This window comes from Ktedonobacter sp. SOSP1-52 (assembly GCF_016587395.1).
This window is the reverse complement of record NZ_BNJH01000001.1, coordinates 982,249-1,003,495: the sequence shown is the minus strand read 5'-3', so window position 1 is coordinate 1,003,495 and position 21,247 is coordinate 982,249. Positions and strand designations below refer to the sequence as shown.

At 52.7% G+C, this 21,247-nt stretch carries 18 protein-coding genes; 9 read left to right on the top strand and 9 right to left on the bottom strand.

Annotated features, from left to right (window positions below; genetic code table 11):
- Positions 1-172 precede the first annotated feature (172 nt).
- The 3 genes from JMJ16_RS04575 to JMJ16_RS04565 form a co-directional block, all read right to left on the bottom strand.
- Positions 173-1,054 carry a UTP--glucose-1-phosphate uridylyltransferase gene (locus tag JMJ16_RS04575; RefSeq protein WP_201378786.1) on the bottom strand — a complete coding sequence of 294 codons (882 nt, stop codon included), beginning with the start codon at positions 1,052-1,054 and terminating at the stop codon, positions 173-175.
- A 144-nt stretch (positions 1,055-1,198) separates the two neighbouring features.
- Positions 1,199-1,759: a GrpB family protein gene (locus JMJ16_RS04570; protein WP_201378784.1), complete on the bottom strand. Its 561-nt coding sequence runs from the start codon at positions 1,757-1,759 to the stop codon at positions 1,199-1,201.
- 206 nt (positions 1,760-1,965) lie between these two features.
- On the bottom strand, positions 1,966-4,179 hold the full coding sequence (locus JMJ16_RS04565; RefSeq protein WP_201378782.1) for a PAS domain S-box protein: 2,214 nt from the start codon (positions 4,177-4,179) through the stop codon (positions 1,966-1,968).
- A 497-nt stretch (positions 4,180-4,676) separates the two neighbouring features.
- Here JMJ16_RS04565 and JMJ16_RS04560 point away from each other — a divergent pair, with 497 nt between their 5' ends.
- The gene (locus JMJ16_RS04560; protein ID WP_236601189.1) at positions 4,677-5,381 is read left to right on the top strand and encodes a ThuA domain-containing protein; all 705 of its coding nucleotides are present in this window, start codon (positions 4,677-4,679) and stop codon (positions 5,379-5,381) included.
- Positions 5,382-5,563: 182 nt separating this feature from the next.
- On the opposite strand, the gene JMJ16_RS04555 is transcribed toward JMJ16_RS04560, so the two are convergent.
- The gene (locus tag JMJ16_RS04555) at positions 5,564-6,916 is read right to left on the bottom strand and encodes an RNA polymerase sigma factor (RefSeq protein WP_201378778.1); all 1,353 of its coding nucleotides are present in this window, start codon (positions 6,914-6,916) and stop codon (positions 5,564-5,566) included.
- A gap of 154 nt (positions 6,917-7,070) precedes the next feature.
- On the bottom strand, positions 7,071-7,616 hold the full coding sequence (locus JMJ16_RS04550) for a hypothetical protein (protein ID WP_201378776.1): 546 nt from the start codon (positions 7,614-7,616) through the stop codon (positions 7,071-7,073).
- Positions 7,617-7,986: 370 nt separating this feature from the next.
- Between JMJ16_RS04550 and JMJ16_RS04545 the strand changes: the two genes are divergently transcribed.
- From JMJ16_RS04545 to JMJ16_RS04525, 5 genes are all read left to right on the top strand, one after another.
- A complete protein-coding gene (locus JMJ16_RS04545; RefSeq protein WP_201378774.1) occupies positions 7,987-9,057 on the top strand; it encodes a LacI family DNA-binding transcriptional regulator in 1,071 nt (356 codons plus the stop codon).
- A gap of 118 nt (positions 9,058-9,175) precedes the next feature.
- Positions 9,176-10,513: an ABC transporter substrate-binding protein gene (locus JMJ16_RS04540; protein WP_201378772.1), complete on the top strand. Its 1,338-nt coding sequence runs from the start codon at positions 9,176-9,178 to the stop codon at positions 10,511-10,513.
- A gap of 72 nt (positions 10,514-10,585) precedes the next feature.
- Positions 10,586-11,566 (top strand): carbohydrate ABC transporter permease, encoded by a 981-nt coding sequence (locus tag JMJ16_RS04535; RefSeq protein ID WP_201378763.1) that lies wholly within the window; start codon positions 10,586-10,588, stop codon positions 11,564-11,566.
- Entirely contained in the window at positions 11,563-12,435 is an 873-nt protein-coding gene (locus JMJ16_RS04530) for a carbohydrate ABC transporter permease (RefSeq protein WP_201373621.1), read from the top strand. Before JMJ16_RS04535 ends, JMJ16_RS04530 begins: the two co-directional genes overlap by 4 nt.
- Complete coding sequence (locus tag JMJ16_RS04525) at positions 12,432-12,656, top strand: histidine phosphatase family protein (protein ID WP_201378761.1); 225 nt, start codon at positions 12,432-12,434, stop codon at positions 12,654-12,656. The genes JMJ16_RS04530 and JMJ16_RS04525 overlap by 4 nt, the downstream gene beginning before the upstream one ends.
- Positions 12,657-12,678: 22 nt before the next feature.
- On the opposite strand, the gene JMJ16_RS04520 is transcribed toward JMJ16_RS04525, so the two are convergent.
- Positions 12,679-13,746, bottom strand: a complete 1,068-nt coding sequence (locus JMJ16_RS04520; protein WP_201378759.1) for a dipeptidase — start codon at positions 13,744-13,746, stop codon at positions 12,679-12,681.
- 236 nt (positions 13,747-13,982) lie between these two features.
- On the opposite strand from JMJ16_RS04520, the gene JMJ16_RS04515 reads away from it, so the two are divergent.
- Both JMJ16_RS04515 and JMJ16_RS04510 read left to right on the top strand, forming a co-directional pair.
- A complete protein-coding gene (locus JMJ16_RS04515; protein ID WP_236601188.1) occupies positions 13,983-14,645 on the top strand; it encodes a dienelactone hydrolase family protein in 663 nt (220 codons plus the stop codon).
- 240 nt (positions 14,646-14,885) lie between these two features.
- The gene (locus JMJ16_RS04510; RefSeq protein ID WP_201378757.1) at positions 14,886-15,626 is read left to right on the top strand and encodes an N-acyl homoserine lactonase family protein; all 741 of its coding nucleotides are present in this window, start codon (positions 14,886-14,888) and stop codon (positions 15,624-15,626) included.
- Positions 15,627-15,702: 76 nt separating this feature from the next.
- On the opposite strand, the gene JMJ16_RS04505 is transcribed toward JMJ16_RS04510, so the two are convergent.
- From JMJ16_RS04505 to JMJ16_RS04495, 3 genes are all read right to left on the bottom strand, one after another.
- Positions 15,703-16,554, bottom strand: coding sequence for an ADP-ribosylglycohydrolase family protein (locus JMJ16_RS04505; protein WP_201378755.1), 852 nt, complete (start codon positions 16,552-16,554; stop codon positions 15,703-15,705).
- A 132-nt stretch (positions 16,555-16,686) separates the two neighbouring features.
- The gene (locus JMJ16_RS04500; RefSeq protein ID WP_201378753.1) at positions 16,687-18,222 is read right to left on the bottom strand and encodes an erythromycin esterase family protein; all 1,536 of its coding nucleotides are present in this window, start codon (positions 18,220-18,222) and stop codon (positions 16,687-16,689) included.
- Positions 18,223-18,444: 222 nt separating this feature from the next.
- Positions 18,445-19,506: a LacI family DNA-binding transcriptional regulator gene (locus JMJ16_RS04495; protein ID WP_201378752.1), complete on the bottom strand. Its 1,062-nt coding sequence runs from the start codon at positions 19,504-19,506 to the stop codon at positions 18,445-18,447.
- 350 nt (positions 19,507-19,856) lie between these two features.
- Between JMJ16_RS04495 and JMJ16_RS04490 the strand changes: the two genes are divergently transcribed.
- Entirely contained in the window at positions 19,857-21,167 is a 1,311-nt protein-coding gene (locus JMJ16_RS04490) for an ABC transporter substrate-binding protein (protein WP_201378750.1), read from the top strand.
- Positions 21,168-21,247 lie beyond the last annotated feature (80 nt).

Here is a 21,247-nt window from a genome sequence, read left to right as displayed (position 1 = left end):
CTTTCATTTTTTAACATATCGAGGACATACATCTATTATTGATATATCTGTTACGGATATAATAAAGCGCAAGGACAGAACTTGTCAAGTTGTGAAGAGTATTATAAATGAGCAAGAGGGCTAAGCAGCCGTGTATGCACGGCTGCTTAGCCCTCTTGCTCATTTACAAAAATTAGTCTAGATTGAGTTCTTTGAGGAATTTCCGGAAGTCGCCGTTGATGTCGGGGTGTTGCAGGGCCAGTTCGACAACGGTTTTCATATATTCAAGTTTGTCGCCAGTGTCGTAGTATCTTCCGTTCTCGATCTCGCAGGCGTAGACGGGATAGCCGGTTTTGATTAATTCGGCGATAGCCTCCGGTAGGTAGATTTCGCCGCCTGTGCCGGGTTGCTGTTGGCGGAGAATATTAAAGATTTCTGGTGGTAAGATATAGGCTCCATGTGTTGCCAGGTTGGAGGGCGCTTTATCGGGATGAGGTTTTTCAACGATGTTTTTGATTTTGTAGACGTTGCGCTCAACTGGCTCTACATCCGCGATACCATAGCGTTTAAGATCGCCTTTGTTCTGGATTCTGACCGCTGAAATAACGGCTCCGCCAAATTTCTCGTAGACTTTGATCATTTGGGAGAGCCTGGGGGGATTACTATAAATGAACTCATCTCCCCACATGACGGCAAACATTTCGTTCTCGATCACGGGTTCAGCTGAGAGCACAGGTGTACCGTTCCCATATAAGCCTTTTTGGCGAATATAGACGAAGTTTGCTAACTCGGATATAGCGTGGATTTTCTCAAGGAGATCGGTTTTCCCCCCTGCTTCAAGGTTTTTAAGAAGTTCCGCGTTAGGAACATCGAAGTGATCCTCGATGGCACGCTTGAGCGCGCCGGTCACGATCACAATGTCTTCAATGCCAGCAGCGACGGCTTCTTCAACCACATACTGGATGACGGGCTTATCGACGATGGGAAGCATTTCCTTGGGCATGGCCTTCGTTTGTGGCAAAAAGCGTGTTCCAAACCCTGCCGCAGGGATTACCGCTTTACGAATTTTCTGCATTACTATTTCCTTTTTTATAAGATTGCCTTCTAGAACTTAACCTTGAGGCAATATCTGTTCTATTGTATGCTCTCCCGATAAGGGTCGCCAGAGTTATCCTACCTTAGGGGACGCGCTTTTGGCAAGAAACAATTCTTGATAAGATTATATCTGCCAATCGGTCGCTTGCGCCCACTCTTCGGCGGCTTCGATGACGATATCGCAAAGCGGATCTTTGATATCATAATAGAACTCCACATCGTCGGGCTGGCGCCGAGAGAGGGCCATCTTGATTTGAGCATAGGCCGCGCTGGCCATAGGATGAGCGCGCAGGTAATCGCGAAAGAGGATGGGGTAGCGCTGATTGGGTAGTCCCAGGGCGCGGATATGCAGGTGCATGGGGCGCAGACTGGCTGGGGGTCTAAAATAGCGCTTCTCCCAATCGGCTTCTGGCCCCTGGTAGAGCGGTGGCAGATGGTCCTGCGTAATTTCGGGCGCCAGGGTATAGCCGAGTGAGCCAAGCTTCTCTACCAGCTCAGGTGTACAAGTAAAATCTCTGACGGTAACCTGGATATCGATGATATCTTTTGCCGCCAGACCCGGCACGGAGGTCGAGCCAATGTGATCAATGCGTAGCGCCAGCTCGCTCAGGGCGGCTCGTAGCGGACGCGCCAGCGCAAGAAACTCTTCCGGCCAACGCGCATCATACGGGACAATCGTAATCATAAACACCTCCCAGGAGCAATACATGTACATGTGGACTAATTGTGCAAGATGCATTCTTGCACAATTAGTCTAACACATACCGCCCGTAGAGCACTCTGAGCACTCCCTAATATCCCATATGACAGCTTATTTGACAGCAATTGGCCCAAATTCCGCATTATATAGCTTATTGTCCGATGGTCTTCCCGGTCATAAATGCGTTCATGTTAGCCTAACGTTTCTGGTACTGAAGTACTTCCTGGTTTGAGCGATCTTTCCAGAGGAAGCGTCACAGAAAAGGTGGAGCCTTTTCCGACTTCGCTCTCTACCGTTATATTCCCCCCGTGATGCCTGACGATTTCCGCGACAATGTAGAGGCCCATTCCCAGACCGGGAATGGCCTTCTGGTTCGCCCCAGAGACGCGATAGAAGCGCTCAAAGATTTTGTCGTGCAGTTCCTGGGGAATGCCTTGGCCATGATCGCGTATCCTGATAGTAGCCATCTCAGGGGAGGCGCTCAGGTCAATCTCAACCGTTTTTGCATCAGGAGAATACTTGATGGCATTACTGATCAGGTTGATGAAGACCTGTCCGAGTCGGTCTTTATCCCCTTCCAGAGAGCAAAGAGTCGCGCCACGCACGACAATGGTATGGGTGGTGGAGATCTGCTGCATGGTATCTGCTACCTCGTGAAGCAACATATCAAGATCGACCGCCTCTTGTAGGTACTCCAATCTGCCTGCCTGGATCTTAGATACATCCAGTAACTCGCCGATGAGGCGTTCCAGTTGCTGGATTGATCCCTCGACCCTGGAAAGTGCTGTGGCAGCCTCGTGAGGAGACTGCCGTTCCAGGCGTTTTCTCGCCAGTTGAGCCTGCATCTTTAACGCGGTGAGCGGTGTCTTGAGCTCATGGCTCGCCATACTGATAAAGGCATCCTTGCGCTGTTCGAGTTCCTTGCGGGCCGAGTTATCCAACACAAAGGCGATTGCCTGATGTGGGGGATGCTGTAAGAGGACAGCACCCACGAGCACAGGAAGGCGGCTGCCATCTTTACACACATATTCTTTCTCGTAGGGCGTTATATAGTGCTGGACGGTAAGTTGCTGATGGACCTGTTGCGTAAGCGCCCGATACTCTGGAGGTGTCATGCGTATCAAATTTATGTTCCCGGCATGTAGATCTTCACGAGTATAGCCGGTCATGCGCAGAAAGGTGTCGTTTGCGTCCACAATTTGTTCACCTTCGATGATATTGATCCCGATAATGCTGGAGTTCATCAGGATGCTTGCTTGCTCCTGACTCTGGCGTAAGGCCTCCTCGATGCGCTTCTGGTCATCAATATCAGTGCCAGTGCCAAACCATTTGGCGATCTGACCAACTTCATCGCGGACTGGGAGCGCACGGGCTAAATACCAGCGATACTCTCCCGTCCGTCCATCCCTGATACGATATTTGTTCTCGTAGATGTCACCGTTTTTGAGCACCTGGTGTCGGAGCATCAGTGTCCGCTCAATATCCTCTGGATGTATGAACTGACGCCAGAGATCATCTCCTTCGAGGTGAAGATTGGCCTGCGTCACGTCACGATAACGCTGATTGGTGTAGTCAAGACGACCATTGGGCCACATGGTCCACACCAGTTGCGGCACCGTTTCGGCCAGCACGCGAAAGTTCTCTCGGCTTTCTTTGAACTGCTGCTCGGTTCGTTTCTGCTTATCGATGTTAGTGCAGGTGCCAACCCAGTGCAGGATCATGCCCTCTGCATTTCGCTGCGGCATGCCTCGTACTAGAAACCAGTGATACGCTCCGCTGGTGCCGTCTTGCAAGCGATGTTCTACTTCATAGGGCGTGCCGGTTTGGATGGCTGTCTGCCAGGCCTGCCTTACACGTTGGTGGTCATCAGGATGCACCCTCACCATCCAACCATCACCTTCGACTTGTTCGAGGGTCATTGCCAGATAATCGATTAAGCGCTGATTGTTGTAGGTCATATATCCATCGGGACCTGCAATCCAGACGAACTGGGGGATGGCGTCAACCAGCGTGCGAAACTCGTCTTCGCGCTTGCGTTGGGCTGGTGCTTTCACCTCGTGAAACTGCAACGTGAGTCCCCCAACGGTCGGAGAGAGATACACATGCAGCCAGGTCTGGGTCACGGGAGAACAATACTCCACTTCAGTCAATGTTTGGATCTGCCTGGCCTGAAGCATTGCATGATAGAGTACGCTGCTCACGAGTTGTGGCGCTCCACGCCAGAAGGGAGTTCCACGCAATTCCTCTAGCGTGGCTCCAGTGATAGCCTGCGCGCTCGCATTTGCATACACAATGGTCTCAGTGTCATCAATGAAAAAAAAGGCACCTGGAAGCGCTCTAAGCATGGTGATAAGTGTTTCATGAGACGGAAGCACGTCTCGATCGTTTTGCCAAGAATTTGACATATAGCAATACTCTCCCTTTCCCATGGCCCCATCCCTGGCGAGGAAGATTTCCCTAACACTGACATCAAGAAGTCAACTACGACTCTCAGCGTAAAAATCGCAGATCTGCTCGCCATTCCCTGCTCGTTTTAGGGAGTACGAGTTTCGTCATCTATGCCGAGGTCAGTAAAAATGGTGGAATATATATGTGGAATATATACAAGGAACAAGCAAGATATACTTATGTATTCCCAGGGAAATCTTTTCTATGTCTGCATGTCAAGCTCAAGTGTTCTTGGTGTCCATTGGCTCATTCATATCTGCCTTTTCTATGGATAAATATGCTTCTGTACCTATAAAATATTCTCTCTTGCGACAAGCGTCAATGTGCGTTATAACAAAGGTGCCATTCCGATTGAAAGGCAATGTCCTGGTAGTCAGGCGAGAGGTATGTGTGCATGAGAAGTCTCTGTTGTATTCTGCTGAGTCTTATTGTATTGACAAGTTGCGGGACATCCTTGCAACAGAATCGTCCCAGCGAGAGCACTCCAGCCAGCTCGCAGGTCCGCCTCCTCATCTTCTCGCGCACGACGGGCTTCCGCCATGCCTCCATTCCCGATGGCATTGCCAGTATCAAGCAAATGGCAGCGGCGCAGCAGGTGGCTGTCGATGCAACAGAGGATGCCTCGACATTTACACCTGCCAACCTGATGCGCTATCGAGCTATCATCTTTTTAAGCACGAGCGGAAACATCCTTGATGCGGCGCAGAAAGCGGCTTTTGAGGGCTACATACGAGCGGGGGGCGGCTATGTTGGTATCCATTCGGCCAGTGATACTGAGTATAATTGGCCCTGGTATGGACAACTGGTTGGTGCGTATTTCAAAAATCATCCCTCGCACCTTCAACAGGCGCGCCTCATGGTTGAAGAGAGACATCATTCCTCGACTGCGAAGCTCCCCCGATCCTGGACACGTGTCGATGAATGGTATAACTTCAGATCGAATCCTCGCAGTCATGTGCATGTATTGCTTACCATTGACGAGACTTCTTATCAAGGTGGCGAGATGAACGGTGATCATCCCATTTCCTGGTATCACACCTTTGATGGGGGACGTGCCTGGTACACTGCCATGGGTCACACGTCCGCGAGTTTCGCTGAGCCTCTGTTCCGCGCCCACCTCTGGGGTGGAATCCTCTATGCAGCCGGTCTCCCCTCCTGACTGCCTCTTCTGCATGATAGGTCTGCCGCAACTTGCATACTCAGCAATATGGCGCATGTAGTTAAATTTCTGATTGATGGTGTGGTGCTGGTTGGCAATCTGCGGCTGCCAATCAGCACCACACCATCAATCAGAGCGAGCACCGCAGGCGTGAGTTGTGAAAATGAAAAATGAATGTGCTATTACTCCAGCACCAGTTCCATGATCTCCAGGTGGATCCAGTGAGAGGCGTAGGCGCGGAATGGCACCTGCTGCTTCAGGCCGAATTTATAGATGGCATAGGTGAGACCCCTGTTGGCTGCGTCTAGCAGCTTACCTACGTCTCTGCCGGGAGCCAGGTACTCCTTGATGATGGTGAATACCTGCTCCTGGCACGCCATGAAGAGTTGATAATAGGCGAGCTTGCCCTCCTCAATGACCTGGCTATCTGGCTGTACGCTACGGTATTCGGCGCGCTTCTTTTCCCTCTCAGACCGGGTCACTGTATGCGCCAGTTGCCGCTCTTGCTCCGGGCTGAGCGTGGGAGTGAGGTCGCGTAGATAATCCGCCAGGGCCAGGGCGCTCTCGTTGGCCTGTTCATCAATGGATGGTCTTACTGCTGCTCTGCGCTCAACCCCCAGGGATTGAAGCAACCCATACGTGATCCCATACTCGCTCTCTGCGCTTTGTAGGGCGCTCAAGATGTAGTGTGGGCTGATGGCCTTCTCTCCGCCCGCCTGGGCTTGTTGTTCCGCTCCGGCCAGAATGTGGCGCGCCTGCGGCGTGAAGGCAGTCTCGTCTTTGGTCCCGCCCTGGTCTCTGCCCACAAGGAAAAGCAAGCCAGAGCGAACATGCTCAAGCGTTATGCCCTGTTCGGCCAGGGGGGCCGCGGCACTCCCCTCGGCCAGGATACCCAGCAGGAGGTGCTCGGGTCCGATATAATAGTGCTGTAAAGCCAATGCCTCTTCTCTGGCCAGCTCAAGCACATGTTGTCCCTGCTTAGTGTAGGGAAGCGCAATTTCATGCATTGGTGAAAGCTTCCTTTCTTCCGTTTCAAAAAGAGCTGCCTGGCGCAAGGCACGCATTTGTAGTACGCGCACATGTCCAGGGGTCAGGCCTAATTCTCGCCCAACCTCTGCCGCCGTATAACCCTGCATATAGCGCAGGAGTAATACCTGGCGCTCACGTTCGGGGAGCAGCGAGAGCAGGCGCTGGACGCGTACCTGTGCCTCTCCCTGCTCTAACTCCTGGGGAACGATGGCGTGTTCCTCCAGGGCCTCAAGAGGAAGAGCCGCACCCTGCGCTTGCTCCTGCCAGTAATCGGCAAGCGTGGTACGAGCGGCGGCATAAAGCCAGCTTCGAACTTGCCGCATGCCTCTGTCTTCAAGGAGCCAGCGCAGCGCCTTAAGAAAGACCACGCTGGTCAAATCATCCGCTATCTCGGGTCGCCGCACCTTATGAAGGATAAAGGCGTGGACCTCGACATAGTGCTCACGGAAGATCGCTTCCATGAGTGTATATCGCTGTCTCTCCTTCTCTGAAAAGGATATTTCCATGACTGCTTTTGTATCTCCCTCTCTGCTCACCTTTCCATATATATAACAGGCGGGCGTTACAGAGCCAGAGAGAAGTCTTTTGTAGACCAATACACAAAGCCCCTGGCGGGATATCCCGCCAGGGACTTTGCTTATTATTGCCGTAGACGGCTGTTTACAGGCCTGTAGGGATGCTGGGGGTGGCAGGTTGCCAGGGGCCGTTATCGGCAATGGGCGCATTGAAGTCGCCAGGCTTCTTGTCACCAACGTAGGTGTAGAGGGGATAGCCCTGGTAGAAGACCACCTGACGCCCCATATAATCGGTACCCACGTTCAGTGTTCCGGGTAGCGGTGTAGTAGAGGTAGGGGTACCGGTACCTTGATAAAGCAGAGGGCTCCAGGTCTTGGCGCATTCCCCATCACAGCTAAAGCCGCTTGCTCCTTGCCACTCATGGACATACAATGTTATGCCTTTGAGGGTTGTCAAAACGGTTAATGTGCTCCCCACCGCTTGATGGGATGGAACCTGGCCCACGGACACTACGAGCGAAGAAGATTTGTGCTTTGCGTCGTTTGTGAGTGTCGATTGCGTGGTAGTTCCTTTGAGCGACGTAGCGAGCGAATCGGTGCTAGTTGTTGAAGTAGCAGGACCGCAGGCCGCCAGAATTCCGACCAGTAGTAGGGCGAGGCCCAGGCTAAAAGCGAGGTTTTTCAAACGCATAGTTTTTTTCTCCTGTGTTCATAAATGGTTTTTTGACATAGTTTTTCATTGGGCACATAGGCATTCCAAAACTTATGGATGGGCTGAAGCAGCCACGAGAGAAGCTTTATCCTCTCCACTGTGTTCACCGACTTGAACAAAAGATACCATACGAGCAAGCTACATCATATGGGTCATATGACCCATATGATGAGGAATGTGAGCTAGTTCACATTTTGCATTAGTTTGCCCTCAACAGGAGCTGAAGTGCTAAAGTGTTAGAGGGCTAAATATCGGCCTTGACTTTTCTCTTCATTGCCGGGTATACTTTCAAAAACGTTTTTCAAAAACGTTTTTGTGTTCTTTGCCTGGTAAAATGGAGGTCGGCCTGATGCGCCGCAAAACGGTAACCATACGCGATGTAGCCCAGCGTGCCCAGGTTTCGGTCAGTACTGTTTCACAGGTCTTAAATGGGAATCATAGCTATGTCAGCGCAGATAAGCGTGAGCGTGTCTTACAGGCGGCTGAAGAGCTACAGTATCGTCCGAACGCGATTGCCAGGAGCATGGTGAAGCAGCGGACGGGGACCGTGGGAATGATCTTCACCTCGGTGGTTGATCACCTGTTTATACATACCATTAAGAGTGCGCAGGCCGTATTGAGACCGGAGGGCTACACTATTTTCCTGGCCGATACTCCCGATATCGAGAGTGAGATCCAGGCGATTGCGGCTTTGCAAGATCGCCAGGTCGATGGGTTTATTTTTGTCTCGATGACCTCCGTGGCGGATTCAGCCCATCTCCAGCGCCTCAAAGAAGAAGAGGTACCCTTTGTTGTCATCAATCGTCCGCGCGTACAGGCCTATGACTTCAATCAAATTCAGTGGAACGATTGGGAGGCAGGCTACCTCGCGACCAGGCACTTGCTCAACCTGGGCCATACATTTATTGCCACAATCAGTGGGCCTCGCCAGGGAGAGCCTCATTGGCAGAGTGCCTTTGATCGCCATGAGGGTTGGCAGAAGGCCCTGGCGGAGCAGGGAATCACGGTCTCACCCGACTGGATATTTGATGGTAACTATACCTGTCAGGGAGGCTATGTAGCCGCTACACAGCTTCTTAAGCAGGCTGGATCAAAGAGTAAGTTGCCAACCGCGCTCTTTGTTGCCAATGAGGAGATGTCCATCGGCGTCTTAAGGGCGCTTCATTATGCTGGTGTTCGTGTTCCACAGGATATCGCCCTGGTTAATGTTGGTGATACCTCCTTTACAGCCCATATGACCCCAGCATTGACGACACTTGCTCATCCAGTCGCTGAGGCGGGCCAAATTGCGGCCCAAATTCTCTTGAAGCAATTTGCCGTCAAAGAACTGCTGCCAGCACAAAAAGTGATGCTCAGCTTTGCTATGCGGATACGTGAGTCCTGCGGCTCTAACCCGGAACCTTCCGAACTATTTTTCTAAGATTTGATGTTTTAAGAAACAAAGGAAAGGAGCTTGCAAGACAGAGAACTTATCAGGAAGAGTAAAGAAGCTCTTCTAAGTGAGCAATGTGCAAGGAAAAAGCAAAGGAGACAAAGTTGTGAAAGCTTATTTGCGACGCACCCCCCTGTATTCATCGTTGATCGTGGTCTTGTTACTCATGCTGACCGCGTGCGGCGGCACTTCTTCCGGAAATACCTCTGGCCAGACGCTCCATGTGCTGGTGGGCGCCAATACCACGTATCCCACCCAGCAGAAACAATGGATGCAACAAATTGGGACGGAATTTCACAAACTCACCGGGTCTACGATTGCCTGGGATACCTACAGTAGCTCAAGCGAGGAGCAGACCAAGCTGCAAACCGCGGTTGTTAGCGGCAACGGTCCCGATATATTTAGCCTGGGGACAACCTTTGTCCCAACCGCGCAAGCTACCAACGGTTTTGTGACGTTGAGCGATGCTGATTGGCAGCAGGTCGGCGGGAAGAGCAAATTCTTCCCCCAGCAGCTAACCATGGCAGGCAAGACCCCCGACCAGACGATTGGAATTCCCTGGATCATGGCGCCCTTTGCGATGGTCTACAATAAGGACCTCTTCCAGAAGGCGGGTATTACCACTCCCCCTACTACCTGGACCGAGTTTATTCAGGATGCCCAGAAGATAAACCAGCCGTCGGCGGGAGTGTATGGCACCGAGATCGACCCCTCTGACTCGTTCGATACGTGGAAGGTTATCTGGACCCTCAGCAAACAGTTGGGTAAGGATTTCCTTTCGCCAGATCTCAAGACCGCTCAGTTAAATAGTCCTGAGGCCCAGACTGCTCTCCAGTTCTGGTTTGATTGGGCGACAAAATACAAGATCACCGATCCAAATGCCATGTCCTGGAAATCGGGAGATGCCACGAGGGCCTTTGGTAGTGGCAAAGTGGGCATGCAGCTCATGGTCTCCACATCGATCATTCCGACCCTCAACAAGTCTGGCCTGGCTGGTCACTATGCCTTTGCCCCCATGCCTACCGTCCCGTATGGCATGCAGCAGCGGCCCGCCAACGGTATTGCCGCGACCTCGATTGTTTCGGGCCAGATGCTGGCTATCGCTAAGTACTCGAATCAAAAAGATCTGGCCTTGAAACTTATCAACTTGCTCACCGATAATCAGCACCAGCTAGACTGGCATAAGACGTTTGGCGACCTCCCGGCTAATGCCGCAGCTGCCAATCAGTTAGCCAGCCAGGACGCTCTAACTGCCGCGTTTATCCAGGCTGAGGCTGGAGCTACGCCGACACCTTTCTCTGGCTCCTGGGCCTCTATCCAGGTTTCCATGGCTGGCGTCTGTTCCAAAGTAGCCAACCTGGTTGCTACGAATCAATATTCGCCTTCTTCGATCAAGCCCTTGCTCGACCAGGCGAATCAGCAGATTCAAGGCTCACTGCACTAGAGAAATTTCTTCTTCCATGCGGGATTCACCTGTATTGTGCAGGCGAATCCCGCGACCGAAAAGGTGGTAGCTATGTCTATTAGTTCTACACCAGAAAAGATGCCACCCCCAATTCGCACGACCGGCGCGTTAAATAAGCGTTTGCTTCGCAAGGGCATTGGCAGCCATCGCCCTTTGTGGCTGCTCTGGCCGGGGCTCGTGCTGCTGCTGGTTATCGTTGGCATTCCTTTTCTGATCGCTTTCTATATCAGCTTTCTCAACCTCGATCAATATAGCCTGCGTAGCTGGCTAGGGGCTCCATGGGTCGGCTTGAGCAACTACCTTGCCGCCTTTACTAATGGGAACGTGGTTGGGGCATCCCTGCTTGTCTCGCTAGGCGTCAGCCTGGGTTTCTCGCTGCTTACTACGCTGTTCATTGTGCCTATTGGCATCCTGGCGGCGCTGACGGTGAACACGCCGTATCGCGGGCGAGCCTTTGTGCGCATCCTCTATCTAATCCCTTATGTCATCCCTACCTTTGTCACGGCGCTGATCTGGCGTATGATGTTCTTAAATGGGACGGGCCTGGTTGATCGTTTTCTGGCGGCTATTCATGTTGCTAACGTCAATACCTACTGGCTGCTCGGCGCGAATAGCTTCTGGGCGATGGTGATCGCTGATACCTGGGCTTCGTGGCCGTTTATTTATATGCTGACCCTGGCTGGATTACAATCCCTCCCCTCCGAGGTCTACGACTCAGCCGCGGTGGATGGAGCAAATTTCCGGCAGAAGATGCTATACATTGTTCTACCCCACTTGCGCCATACGCTGGCGCTGGCCGTGTTGCTCTCCACGCTTAACCACTTCAATAACTTTACCCTGCCCTTCGTCATGTTTGGGACGCCTCCTCCCATCCAGGCTGATGTGCTTCCCCTCAACATCTATGTCTCTTCATTCCAGCTCTTTAATTTCGGTGGTGGCGCCGCCATGTCGGTGGTTACGCTGATCCTTGTATTAATCCCCGGATTCCTCTATATCCGCTCGTTGCGCTTGAGTGAGGTGAAGGCATCATGAGGCACCGCAACAATTACAATGCGCAGGAAGTTTTACCGCCATGGGTGCGCTGGCTACTGATCGTGGTGCTGGCGATTTTTGTCCTGATCCCCGTTGGATATATGCTCCTGCTCTCCGTGACACCGGATATCGAGGTGAATGGTGAGCACCTCTTGCCATCCCACTGGGCCTTTGAAAACTATGTGCAAATGTGGTCCACGATCAATCTTGCTCAGGGCCTCTTCAATAGTGTGCTTATCTCGCTGGTCGCGAGCACGATTGCGGTGGTTCTGGCCGTTGGGGCTGCGTATGTGATTACGCGCTTTCATTTTCGTGGTCGCATCGCCTACCTGTATTCCCTTATTGGTTTGCAGGCCATTCCAAGCATCATGCTCCTGCTGCCCCTCTTTGTGCTTTTCGTCTCCCTGCAAAGCTTCTTGCAAGTGAAACTGGTTGGGAGCTATACCGGGGTAATTATTACCTACCTGACCTTCTCACTGCCTTTCGCAACCTGGCTGCTGGTGACGTATCTCGCCAATATTCCCCTTGATGTCGAGGAGGCGGCTATGATCGATGGGGCCACGCGGCTGCAAACCCTCTGGCGCATTATTGTACCCCTGGCGCTGCCCGGCCTGGTAGTCGCCCTGGTCTTTTCCTTCTTGACGGGCTGGAACGACGTGCTCTTTGCTAGCGTACTAACCTCGCAAGAGACGCAGACGGTCGGCGTACAGTTGCAGGCTTTTAGTGCCGCTCAGGAAGGCGGGGCGCTGCCACTCTATGGTCAGTTAATGAGCGCTGCCCTGATGAGCGGGCTGCCCGTGGTCATCTTGTACCTGGTGTTTCAGAAATATCTGATCGGCGGCCTGACCGCTGGCAGCGTAAAGGGATGATTCAAAGGGCGCTACTTAAGGAACATCAGGGGAAAACGCTCGTGCTGGTCACCCACGGGGGTGTTATCGGCACGGCATTTAGTTATTTCTTTGGTCTGAGTGCCGCACTGCTCTCGCGGGTTGGCCTGGGTACGAAGAACGCTTCTATTACCCACTGGTATCAACCCACGAGCGCACCCAAGTGGATTCTTGAGCGCTACAATGACTATCATCATTTATGATAGAACGCTACTGGCATAGTGCCTATGGCCAGGTCAGGCGTAGGACGCGAAGCCAGTTCTCATGGGTTAGTTTGCGCAGGGCGGCTTCATCATAGCCATGTTCGCGTAAGGCGCTGACGAGTTTAGGAAGTCCACGTACATCTCCAATTTCTCGCGAAACCGTGGTGCCATCAAAGTCTGAGCCGAAGCCGACGCGGTCGATGCCAAGATGCTCAACGAGATAATCGATATGGCGCACCATGACTGTCAGCGGCAGGTTGGGATCGGAATTGGTGTCTGTTCGCATGTCGGAAACACCAAAATTGAGGCCGACGATGCCGTCTGATGCTTTGACGGCGTCTAGCTGACGATCAGTGAGGTTGCGCGTGGAGGGACAGAGGGCATGAACAGCAGTGTGTGTCACGACCAGCGGAGCATCAGAGATCTGCGCCACATCCCAGAAGCCCTGCTCGTTGAGATGCGCGAGGTCCACCAGGATACCCAGGCGATTGCAGGCATGTACGAGCTCACGTCCAGCCGCTGTCAGTCCTGGACCCGTATCAGGCGAACGAGGAAAGCCAAAGGGGACGCCATGCGCGAAGTCATTGGGGCGGCTCCAGACGAGGCCAAGGGAGCGCAGACCCCTCTGGTAGAAGCTCTCTAAATTATCGAGATCAGGCGCGATGGCCTCAGCCCCCTCAAAGTGTAGAATAATGGCCAGGATGCCTTTCTGCATGCAGTCCTGTAGCTCATCAACCGTGCACACAACTTGAATCTGTCCCGCGGACTCCGCCTCCAAGTGGTAGAGGAGTTCTATGACCTCGTCAGTCATTCGTTGAGCGTAGGCATGCTCAATCGCCGGGAAGGGACGCACCTCATATCCTGTTTCCGTCACGATCATGCGCTCTTTCATCGTCTGCGTCTTCCCTGGTGCGGGACAAAAGATGGCGAAGAAGCCGCCCGCGAAGTTTCCTTGCCGCGCTCGTGGCAGATCGATATGCCCCAACTCACTCTGCTCAAAAAAACTCCGCCCACTTCCCCGTTCCGGCGAGTAGAGATGCAGCAAGGTATCATTGTGTCCGTCTAAGATAGGTAGCGTGTTTGTCGTCATGTAAAAGATCTCTTTTCATGAATATGTTCTTTAAATTATATGCACGGCGGGCGGTAATAGACAAGCGTTGGCGAAAAGGAGGATGTGCTGGCATGTCCTCGCGGGTCATAAGCTTACTCAGCATGGACCCTACAACTAATGAGGAACAATCTTCTCCGCTTTATCTTGTAGAATTAGTAGTAGTTATGTTCTAGCTGGTGCTTTATAAGCAGTTGGTAAATAAGGAGATTGTATTTATGACAGGGATGGTTACTTTCAAGGTGGATGATCGCCAAGTGCCGGGGTATTTGGCGGTGCCCGAGCAGGGGGCTGGCCCAGGTGTGCTTGTGTTGCATGCCTGGTGGGGACTCAATGATATCTTTAAGGGGGTCTGTGAGCGGTTAGCGCAGGCTGGCTTTGTGGCTTTCGCACCCGATCTCTATCAAGATGGCCGTGTGGCAAAGACTATTGCTGAAGCCGAGCAACTGCGCGACTCACTGGATGAGGGCAAGACATATCAGGAGATTCTGGGAGCCATTAGCTATCTCCAGGCACAAGAAAAGACGCGTGGGGAGAACATTGGTGTCATCGGCTTCTCCCTGGGGAGTGGCTGGGGGCTCTTGCTGGAAGACCCGGCCACGGCAATCGTGACCTTTTATGGGCTTTCGTACGCGGAGAAGGTCACAGGCAATGCAGCCTTTCTCGGCCACTTTGCCGAACATGATGAGTATGAGTCTGCCGAATACATGAAGTTCTTCGAAGAGAGTCTACGCGAGAGAGGTAAGGAGATATTATTCCATCTCTACCCGGGAACGCGTCACTGGTTCTTTGAGGAGGATCGCCCTGAGTATGACGAGCAGGCGGCCCAGTTGGCCTGGGAGCGCACCATTAGCTTTTTAAATCAGCATTTGCAGGGATAGGGTTAGTGAGGAAGCGGGTGCTTTGACCATACAGTAGCACACTTCGCGTCCTTTGTCAGTAATGCTGCTTACAGTTTATGCCGGTGGCGCTCGGGTATACTTGGTCTAGTGGTGTGATGCAGGGTGCCACCGCAGGTTGCCACCCTGCATCACACCACTAGACCAAGCTAGCGCCGCAGGCGCGAGAAGCCAGGTTAAGAAACTGGTACATTGGGTTAGGTAATAAGGAGTACTGACAGCATGACAACAGGTAGTGTGACACCGCGCCGACTATATCTCTTCCAGCTATCGACCTCAACAGTGCCTGTAGGGGCGGGACGAACGCTCTCCATGGTCTCGGGCTGCTACCTCGTGGAGCTAAGCGACGGGCGCCATATCCTGATTGATAGTGGTATGCCGGCTGATGCACCTGTGTCTTCAGGGATGCCGTCAGCCGAGGACGCAAAGAACGTGTTGGAGCACCTGGACGCGCTTGGCCTGCGTCCGGAGGATATCTCAATTGTCATTGCCACCCATTTCGACGTAGACCACGCGGGCTATCACGATGCCTTTCCCCAGGCCGAGTTTATCGTGCAGCGCACTCACTACGAACTGGCACGGAGCGGGCATCCGCGCTTCGCCCAGGCTCGCTCTCACTGGGATCATCCCGCCCTGCGCTATCGCCTGCTGGACGGGGATACAGAACTACTGGCGGGGATCACGCTCATTGAAACCAGCGGACACACGACCGGGCATCAATCGGTTCTGCTGCGCCTGCCCCAGACTGGCCCCGTGCTGCTGGCCGTAGACGCCGTGGTCATGCAACGTCTCTTCACACCTGAGCGCACAGCCTGGCCCACCGATGAAGATCAGGAGCAGCTTTGCGCCAGCACACGTAAACTGCTGGATATCGTCGAGCGCGAGCATGTCACGCTCACCATCTTCGGCCACGACGGCGAACAATGGCGCACACTCAAGAAATCACCTGGGCATTATGAATAAAGAGGATAATGAGGCAGGATGGGTTGCTAGCAACCCATCCTGCCTCATTATCCTCTGATGTTGTTCAAGAGACAACCTATGAGAATTTGTCGCCCTTCAGGGCCAGCAACTTGGCGTCCAATTGGCGTAGGTAGTCTCTGCCGTAGGGGCCATTCTCTAGAGTGTCCAGCAGGTGAGGTGGAAGGTCCTGGGCGATCTCGTGGCTACAGGAGCCAGCGGCCAGGGCAATAGTTGCCACCGTATCCACATCGCCAGAGAACTGAATGCAGGTTCGCAGTAGGGTGCTCATAGATGTGCTATGGGTAAGGGCCGTAACGGCGGCCTGGACACTCATCCATCCCTGGGACTTTACAGAACCTCGCCAGGGCGCTCCCCAGCGGCCGGGTACATGTTTTTCCAGGAATGCCCCGAGATTCTGTTTGGGGCCGAGGTCATAGAGGAAATAATGCGTCATAAGCGAGGCTGCCACTGCCGCGTTAATGCCGCCAGGTGTGTTATGCGTGATGGTGGCCTGAAGAGTGCAACGCTCGATTACCTGGTCAATGGACGGATAGATGCCAAGGGGCGCGGCACGCATGGCGGCTCCACTCTTATCGCTGACCGGCTTGATCTCCTTAAGAAACTGCTCGCCATCACGTACTTGCTGTAAGAAGTGGTAGAAGCCCGTGGCATACCCTGGGCGTGGATCGCGCTTGAAGACCTCGACGAATTTCTGTGCCAGCGCGAGTGGCTCCCAGGGGATGTTTGAGACCATTGCTTCGGCGATAGCCAGGGTCATCTGGGTATCGTCGGTATAGGCGCCGGGGTGAATATTGTGGCGGGGATGCTGTACATAGCAGGCCAGGTTATTGTGTTGGCGGATCATCCCTATATCTGCATATTCAAAGCCAGCTCCATAGGCATCGCCGATGGCGAGTTCGAGTAACATCTAAAGTCGCTTTCTATACGCTTTCTATATAAAGGGGGAAGCTGCGTAATTCCGTGAAGTAAGCATGCACAAGCAGGTTTCTTGAAGAAACAATATCATGTGCATTCTTGCCTGTCAACGGCAGAAGCGAGCTTATACAGATTCTGCTTTGCCGGGCCTGCTGCGTCTGTTTAGAAGAAGGATGAGTCCGCCAGGCAAGATGATCAACAGAAGAACACCCAGAATTATATATGTCCAGTAGTTATTCCCTTTGGTGATGGTAGAGGGCTGATGGGTGGCAACCGAGGCCTGAGTGTTTAACATCTGTGAGGCATGAACATTGTGGAAATTGATAAGGATATCAAACGCCTCGCCAGGGCGATATGTTCGGTCCTCTCCCACCCCTTCATCCGTGCCAATGAAGCGCAACGTTTGCCCTGTGGTGAGCCAGCCATAAACGGGGCCGCTCGTAGGAGCCTGGCGCAGATCGAGCATGTAGCGTGGCGTATTTACACTACCCAGAACGCCATTGAGGCTGGTCGGAGCAAAAGCCGTAATCGTGTTGGTGCTCAGGTGGGTGAAGAAGCCATCGTTAAAGGATCCGCTGGAGAAGGTCATGCCAACAGAGAGGTAGGCAGGTCCGAGCCAGTGCCGCAAATATGCCCCCATTGTCCCTTCAATATCGGCGTCATACAGTGTATATTGCCAGACATCATTCGCTATGTGATAATCATGCGCCCAGAGCACTATGCGCCCTACGCCGTGCTGCTGAAGCCAGTAGGCGTTCTCGGCCATATAGGGATCGCGTTGCACATACCAGAAATCCGATGCGCCAATAGGCGGTGAGGCACGATTAGGCTCGATCACCGCGTACTGAACAACGATACGGGCATCTTGCAAAGCCTGGGCAAAGGCCTGTGCTGAGGAGTGCTGTATATACTCTGCCTGGTGGCTAAGAAGCAAGTTATAGACTTCTTGCGCATCGTCTTTATAGAGCTGTTTGCCTGCCTCATCCAAATTCGCGTATTGTCGCCAACCGCCAGAAAACTGATTATCAGCGATAAACTCCTGGTAGATTGTGTGGGCCTTTTCTACCTGGGCTGGGTCAACCTGGTGCAAATAGTTGAACACCTCGTCAACCGTTGGGCGTTCGATGCCCTGAACATCAATACCATAGAAGTGAACCTTATGAGCATGTGCTGGATTGGCGTTGTAGTTACGCAACCATTCAAGCAGATCCTTGACCTCCTGCGTGCGCCAGGTAATAAAGAGATCATTATGGAGAATGCTCCAGATATCGCGTGATCCACCATTAATGTAGGCATCGACTTCCTTGCTTGTTCCCCAATCGTTCTCCATGGCGAAGGCCGTAAAGCCCATATGCGTCACTAGATATTCAATGACGCGGGCCTTCATCGCGAAAAACTCGTGTGTACCATGTGTCTCTTCCCCCAGACCCACAACCTGAGCTGACCCAATCATCTGCCGCAAGGGCTGTAAATCGGCGTCCGATCCTCCCGGCTCCGCTCGTGAAAAGGGGACAGCGTGCTGCTGAATCCAGCCTGTTAGATCATCACTTGTCGCGGCATGTACAGGCTGTGGGTTTGCCAGCAACAGATAGAGACAGAGTAAAAAAAATACCAGGCCTCCCTGAACTGATGAGCCCGAGGTACACCAGCGCTTCTGCATTTTATGCCTCCTTGCTTCTTTATACAACTGTTATCCACTAAATTTCATCAATATTTATAGCTGATAGTTATAAAATTAAAAGCAAATAGCTATATTGAATTGTATAACATAGAGACATTTTGTTTACCAAGAAGTGGAGTATACCCTTTATGGCTATCGGCCGTAACTGACCGCGTTCGCAAATTCGCAAAAAAGTCGCAAATCGACCTGGATTGATCGATGTTAGCTCCTCTCGGCTGTGGGGGCGGCTCCAACGGATTGACGACTGATCAACTGGGTGGCGATCTCGACACGTGTAGGCGTGGCTTCGGGTCGATGGTAGCGGTCAATCAGCCGACGAGTGGCGAGCAGGCCCATCTCTTTACAGTCTACCCGCATGGTTGTCAAGGAGGGAGTCAGGAGGGAGGCGGTGGGAATATCATCGAAGCCAATAACCGAGACATCTTCGGGAATGCGCAACCCCGCCTCTTGCAGAGCGCGCATGGCGCCAATCGCGCTGGCATCGTTGGCGCAGAAAATAGCGGTAAATAGGAGCTTGCCGCTCGCCAGGAGATCGCGCAAGGTGTTCTGCACATGCTCAACGCCGAGGGGACATTCGATGACAAGGCGGGGATCAAAAGGGATATTGGCCTCTTGCAAAGCCGAACGATAGCCTTCATTGCGGCGGTAAAGCGTGCGCCGGTTGACTGTGGCGGGTTTGGTGATATGGAGAATATGGCGGTGTCCTTGAGCGATAAGGTGCCGGGTGGCCTGGAGACCTCCGCCAAAGTTGTCTGGTAGAAATGTATCGACCGGAAGGTCGCTCTGATCCACGTTGATCAAGGCCGTTGGGATGTTGAGATTGAGCAACTGCTCAACGATTTCGCGCTCATTGACGCTGATCAGCAGGGCGCCCTCTACCTGGCGCTCGCGAATTTTCTTGAGCATGAAGGCCGTACCAGCTTCGTTCTCCTCAAGAATAGAGTAGCTAAGCTGAATGTCGTGTTGGCGGCACTCTCCCTCCACGCCCTGGAGGATATCGGTGTTGAAGGTGTCCAGGTCTGAGCCCGGGTTAAAGGTAGTCGTGAAGAGACCAATGTGTTCTAACCTCGCCGTGGACGCGGAATCGTAGTATCCCAGTTCCGTGGCGATACCCATGACGTGGTGCCGCAACTCAGGGCTAATGCCTGGTACATTGTTGAGTACACGGGAGACTGTACTGATCGAAACGCCAGCCCGCTCAGCGATATCGCGCTGGTTGATGCGCTGTAGGGGCAGGCTTTGAGAGAAAGTTCGTAGTTTCATTTTCGTTCCTTGTCTTTGCTTCTCGCGCCTGCGGCGCCCTCCACTACACCATGAATCAGTTTTTTTTATTTCTATCGATTGCAATGATTATTTGCGATTTATTCTACATTGGGTTTGCTTGAATTGCAAGTGTTTTTCGAAATTATTCAGCTTGTCAGGCTCAATTAGTTTTGTTGAGCCAGTTACTTATGGCCTAAAAGGCAATTTACGGAAAATGCTGTAAAAATTTCGCAAAAATATTGCAAAAAAATCGTTGAAAAATGCGCAATGATTTGCGTATACTTGACAGCATAGATTGGCTCTTGCAAAAATATTTGCGTGAACATCCCACCCAAAGGAGGGTTATTTCGATGTCCTTACGCCGTTTGCGCTCGTCCCATGTGGGCCTTGCATTGTTGCTCTTAATTGGTCTCATGCTGGCTGGTTGTGGTGGCTCTGACTCCTCAGCTTCGTCGGCTACCCCGGACAAACCAGTCAACTTGACCTTCTGGAACTTTAACAATCTCCAGCAATCAACGGTCGATGCCTTCAATAAAAGTCATCCACTTATCCACGTGACAATGAATGTTATTCCCGCCGCTCAGCTCTATCCCAAGCTAGAGGCAGCTATCAAAGCTGGCAATGCACCGGATATCACACGCGTTGAATACCAGATGCTGCCCACAATTGAGGCGACTGGTGGCCTGGTCGATATCTCCCAGTTTGGCGTGGGGAGCCTGAAGGATCAATTCGTTCCCTGGACCTGGAACCAGGTGACGCGTGGCAATGCCATCTATGCCCTGCCTATGGATACTGGCCCCATGGCGCTGGCCTATCGCACAGATATTTTCCAGAAATATCATCTTTCAGCCCCCAAGACCTGGGATGAGTTTGCGCAGGATGCCGCGACCCTGCATGCCGCCGATCCTAGCCTCTATATCACTGACTTTCCAAGCAATAACGCAGCCTGGATGGAGGCCCTGGCCTGGCAGGCTGGCGGGCGCTGGTTCAGCCCCGCGAGCGATGCCTGGAAGGTCTCTATTAATGACGCTGGTACATTGAAGGTTGCGAATTATTGGCAGAAGCTGATCGATAGCCATATAGTGGCGACCGACTCGGATGCCAGCCCGGTTTTCTCCCAGAACCAGATCAATGGAAAGCTGGCGACTGTTTTGACGCCTGCCTGGAATACCAAGTATATCGCGAGTGGTGCGCCCCAGAATAGCGGCAAGTGGGGACTGGCGCCTCTGCCCCAGTGGGTCGCGGGTCAGCAGGTTTCCGCCAATATGGGTGGCTCGACCAATGCCGTGACGACCAGTTCCAAGTATCCTGAGCAGGCGGCTGAGTTCGTCAAATGGATCAGCACGAATAGCCAGGCTCTGACCGAGCAGGTAAACACGCAAAAGATCTTCCCCTCAACCAATGCGGGCCTTGCTCTCAATCCGCTGCATTCGCTGGATACCTACTATAAACAGAATATCGTAGACGTTTTCAAGACCGCGTCGGAACATATTGATACCTCCTTTACTTGGGGACCGTCCATGCTCCAGACGAACTCTGACTATGGAGACATGACCAAGGATGTGATCTCGGGCAAAGAGACGCTTGCCTCCCTGCTGAATAGCTTGCAGACAAAAACGGTAAGCTCTTTGCAGCAGCAAGGGTTTAGCGTCCAGAAGTAGTCACTAATTTGCTTGGATGCTCCCCGCCCATGCAGGAGGGCTAGGTAGGTAGTGCCCCTGTGCCCCCGAATGGGGGTTCA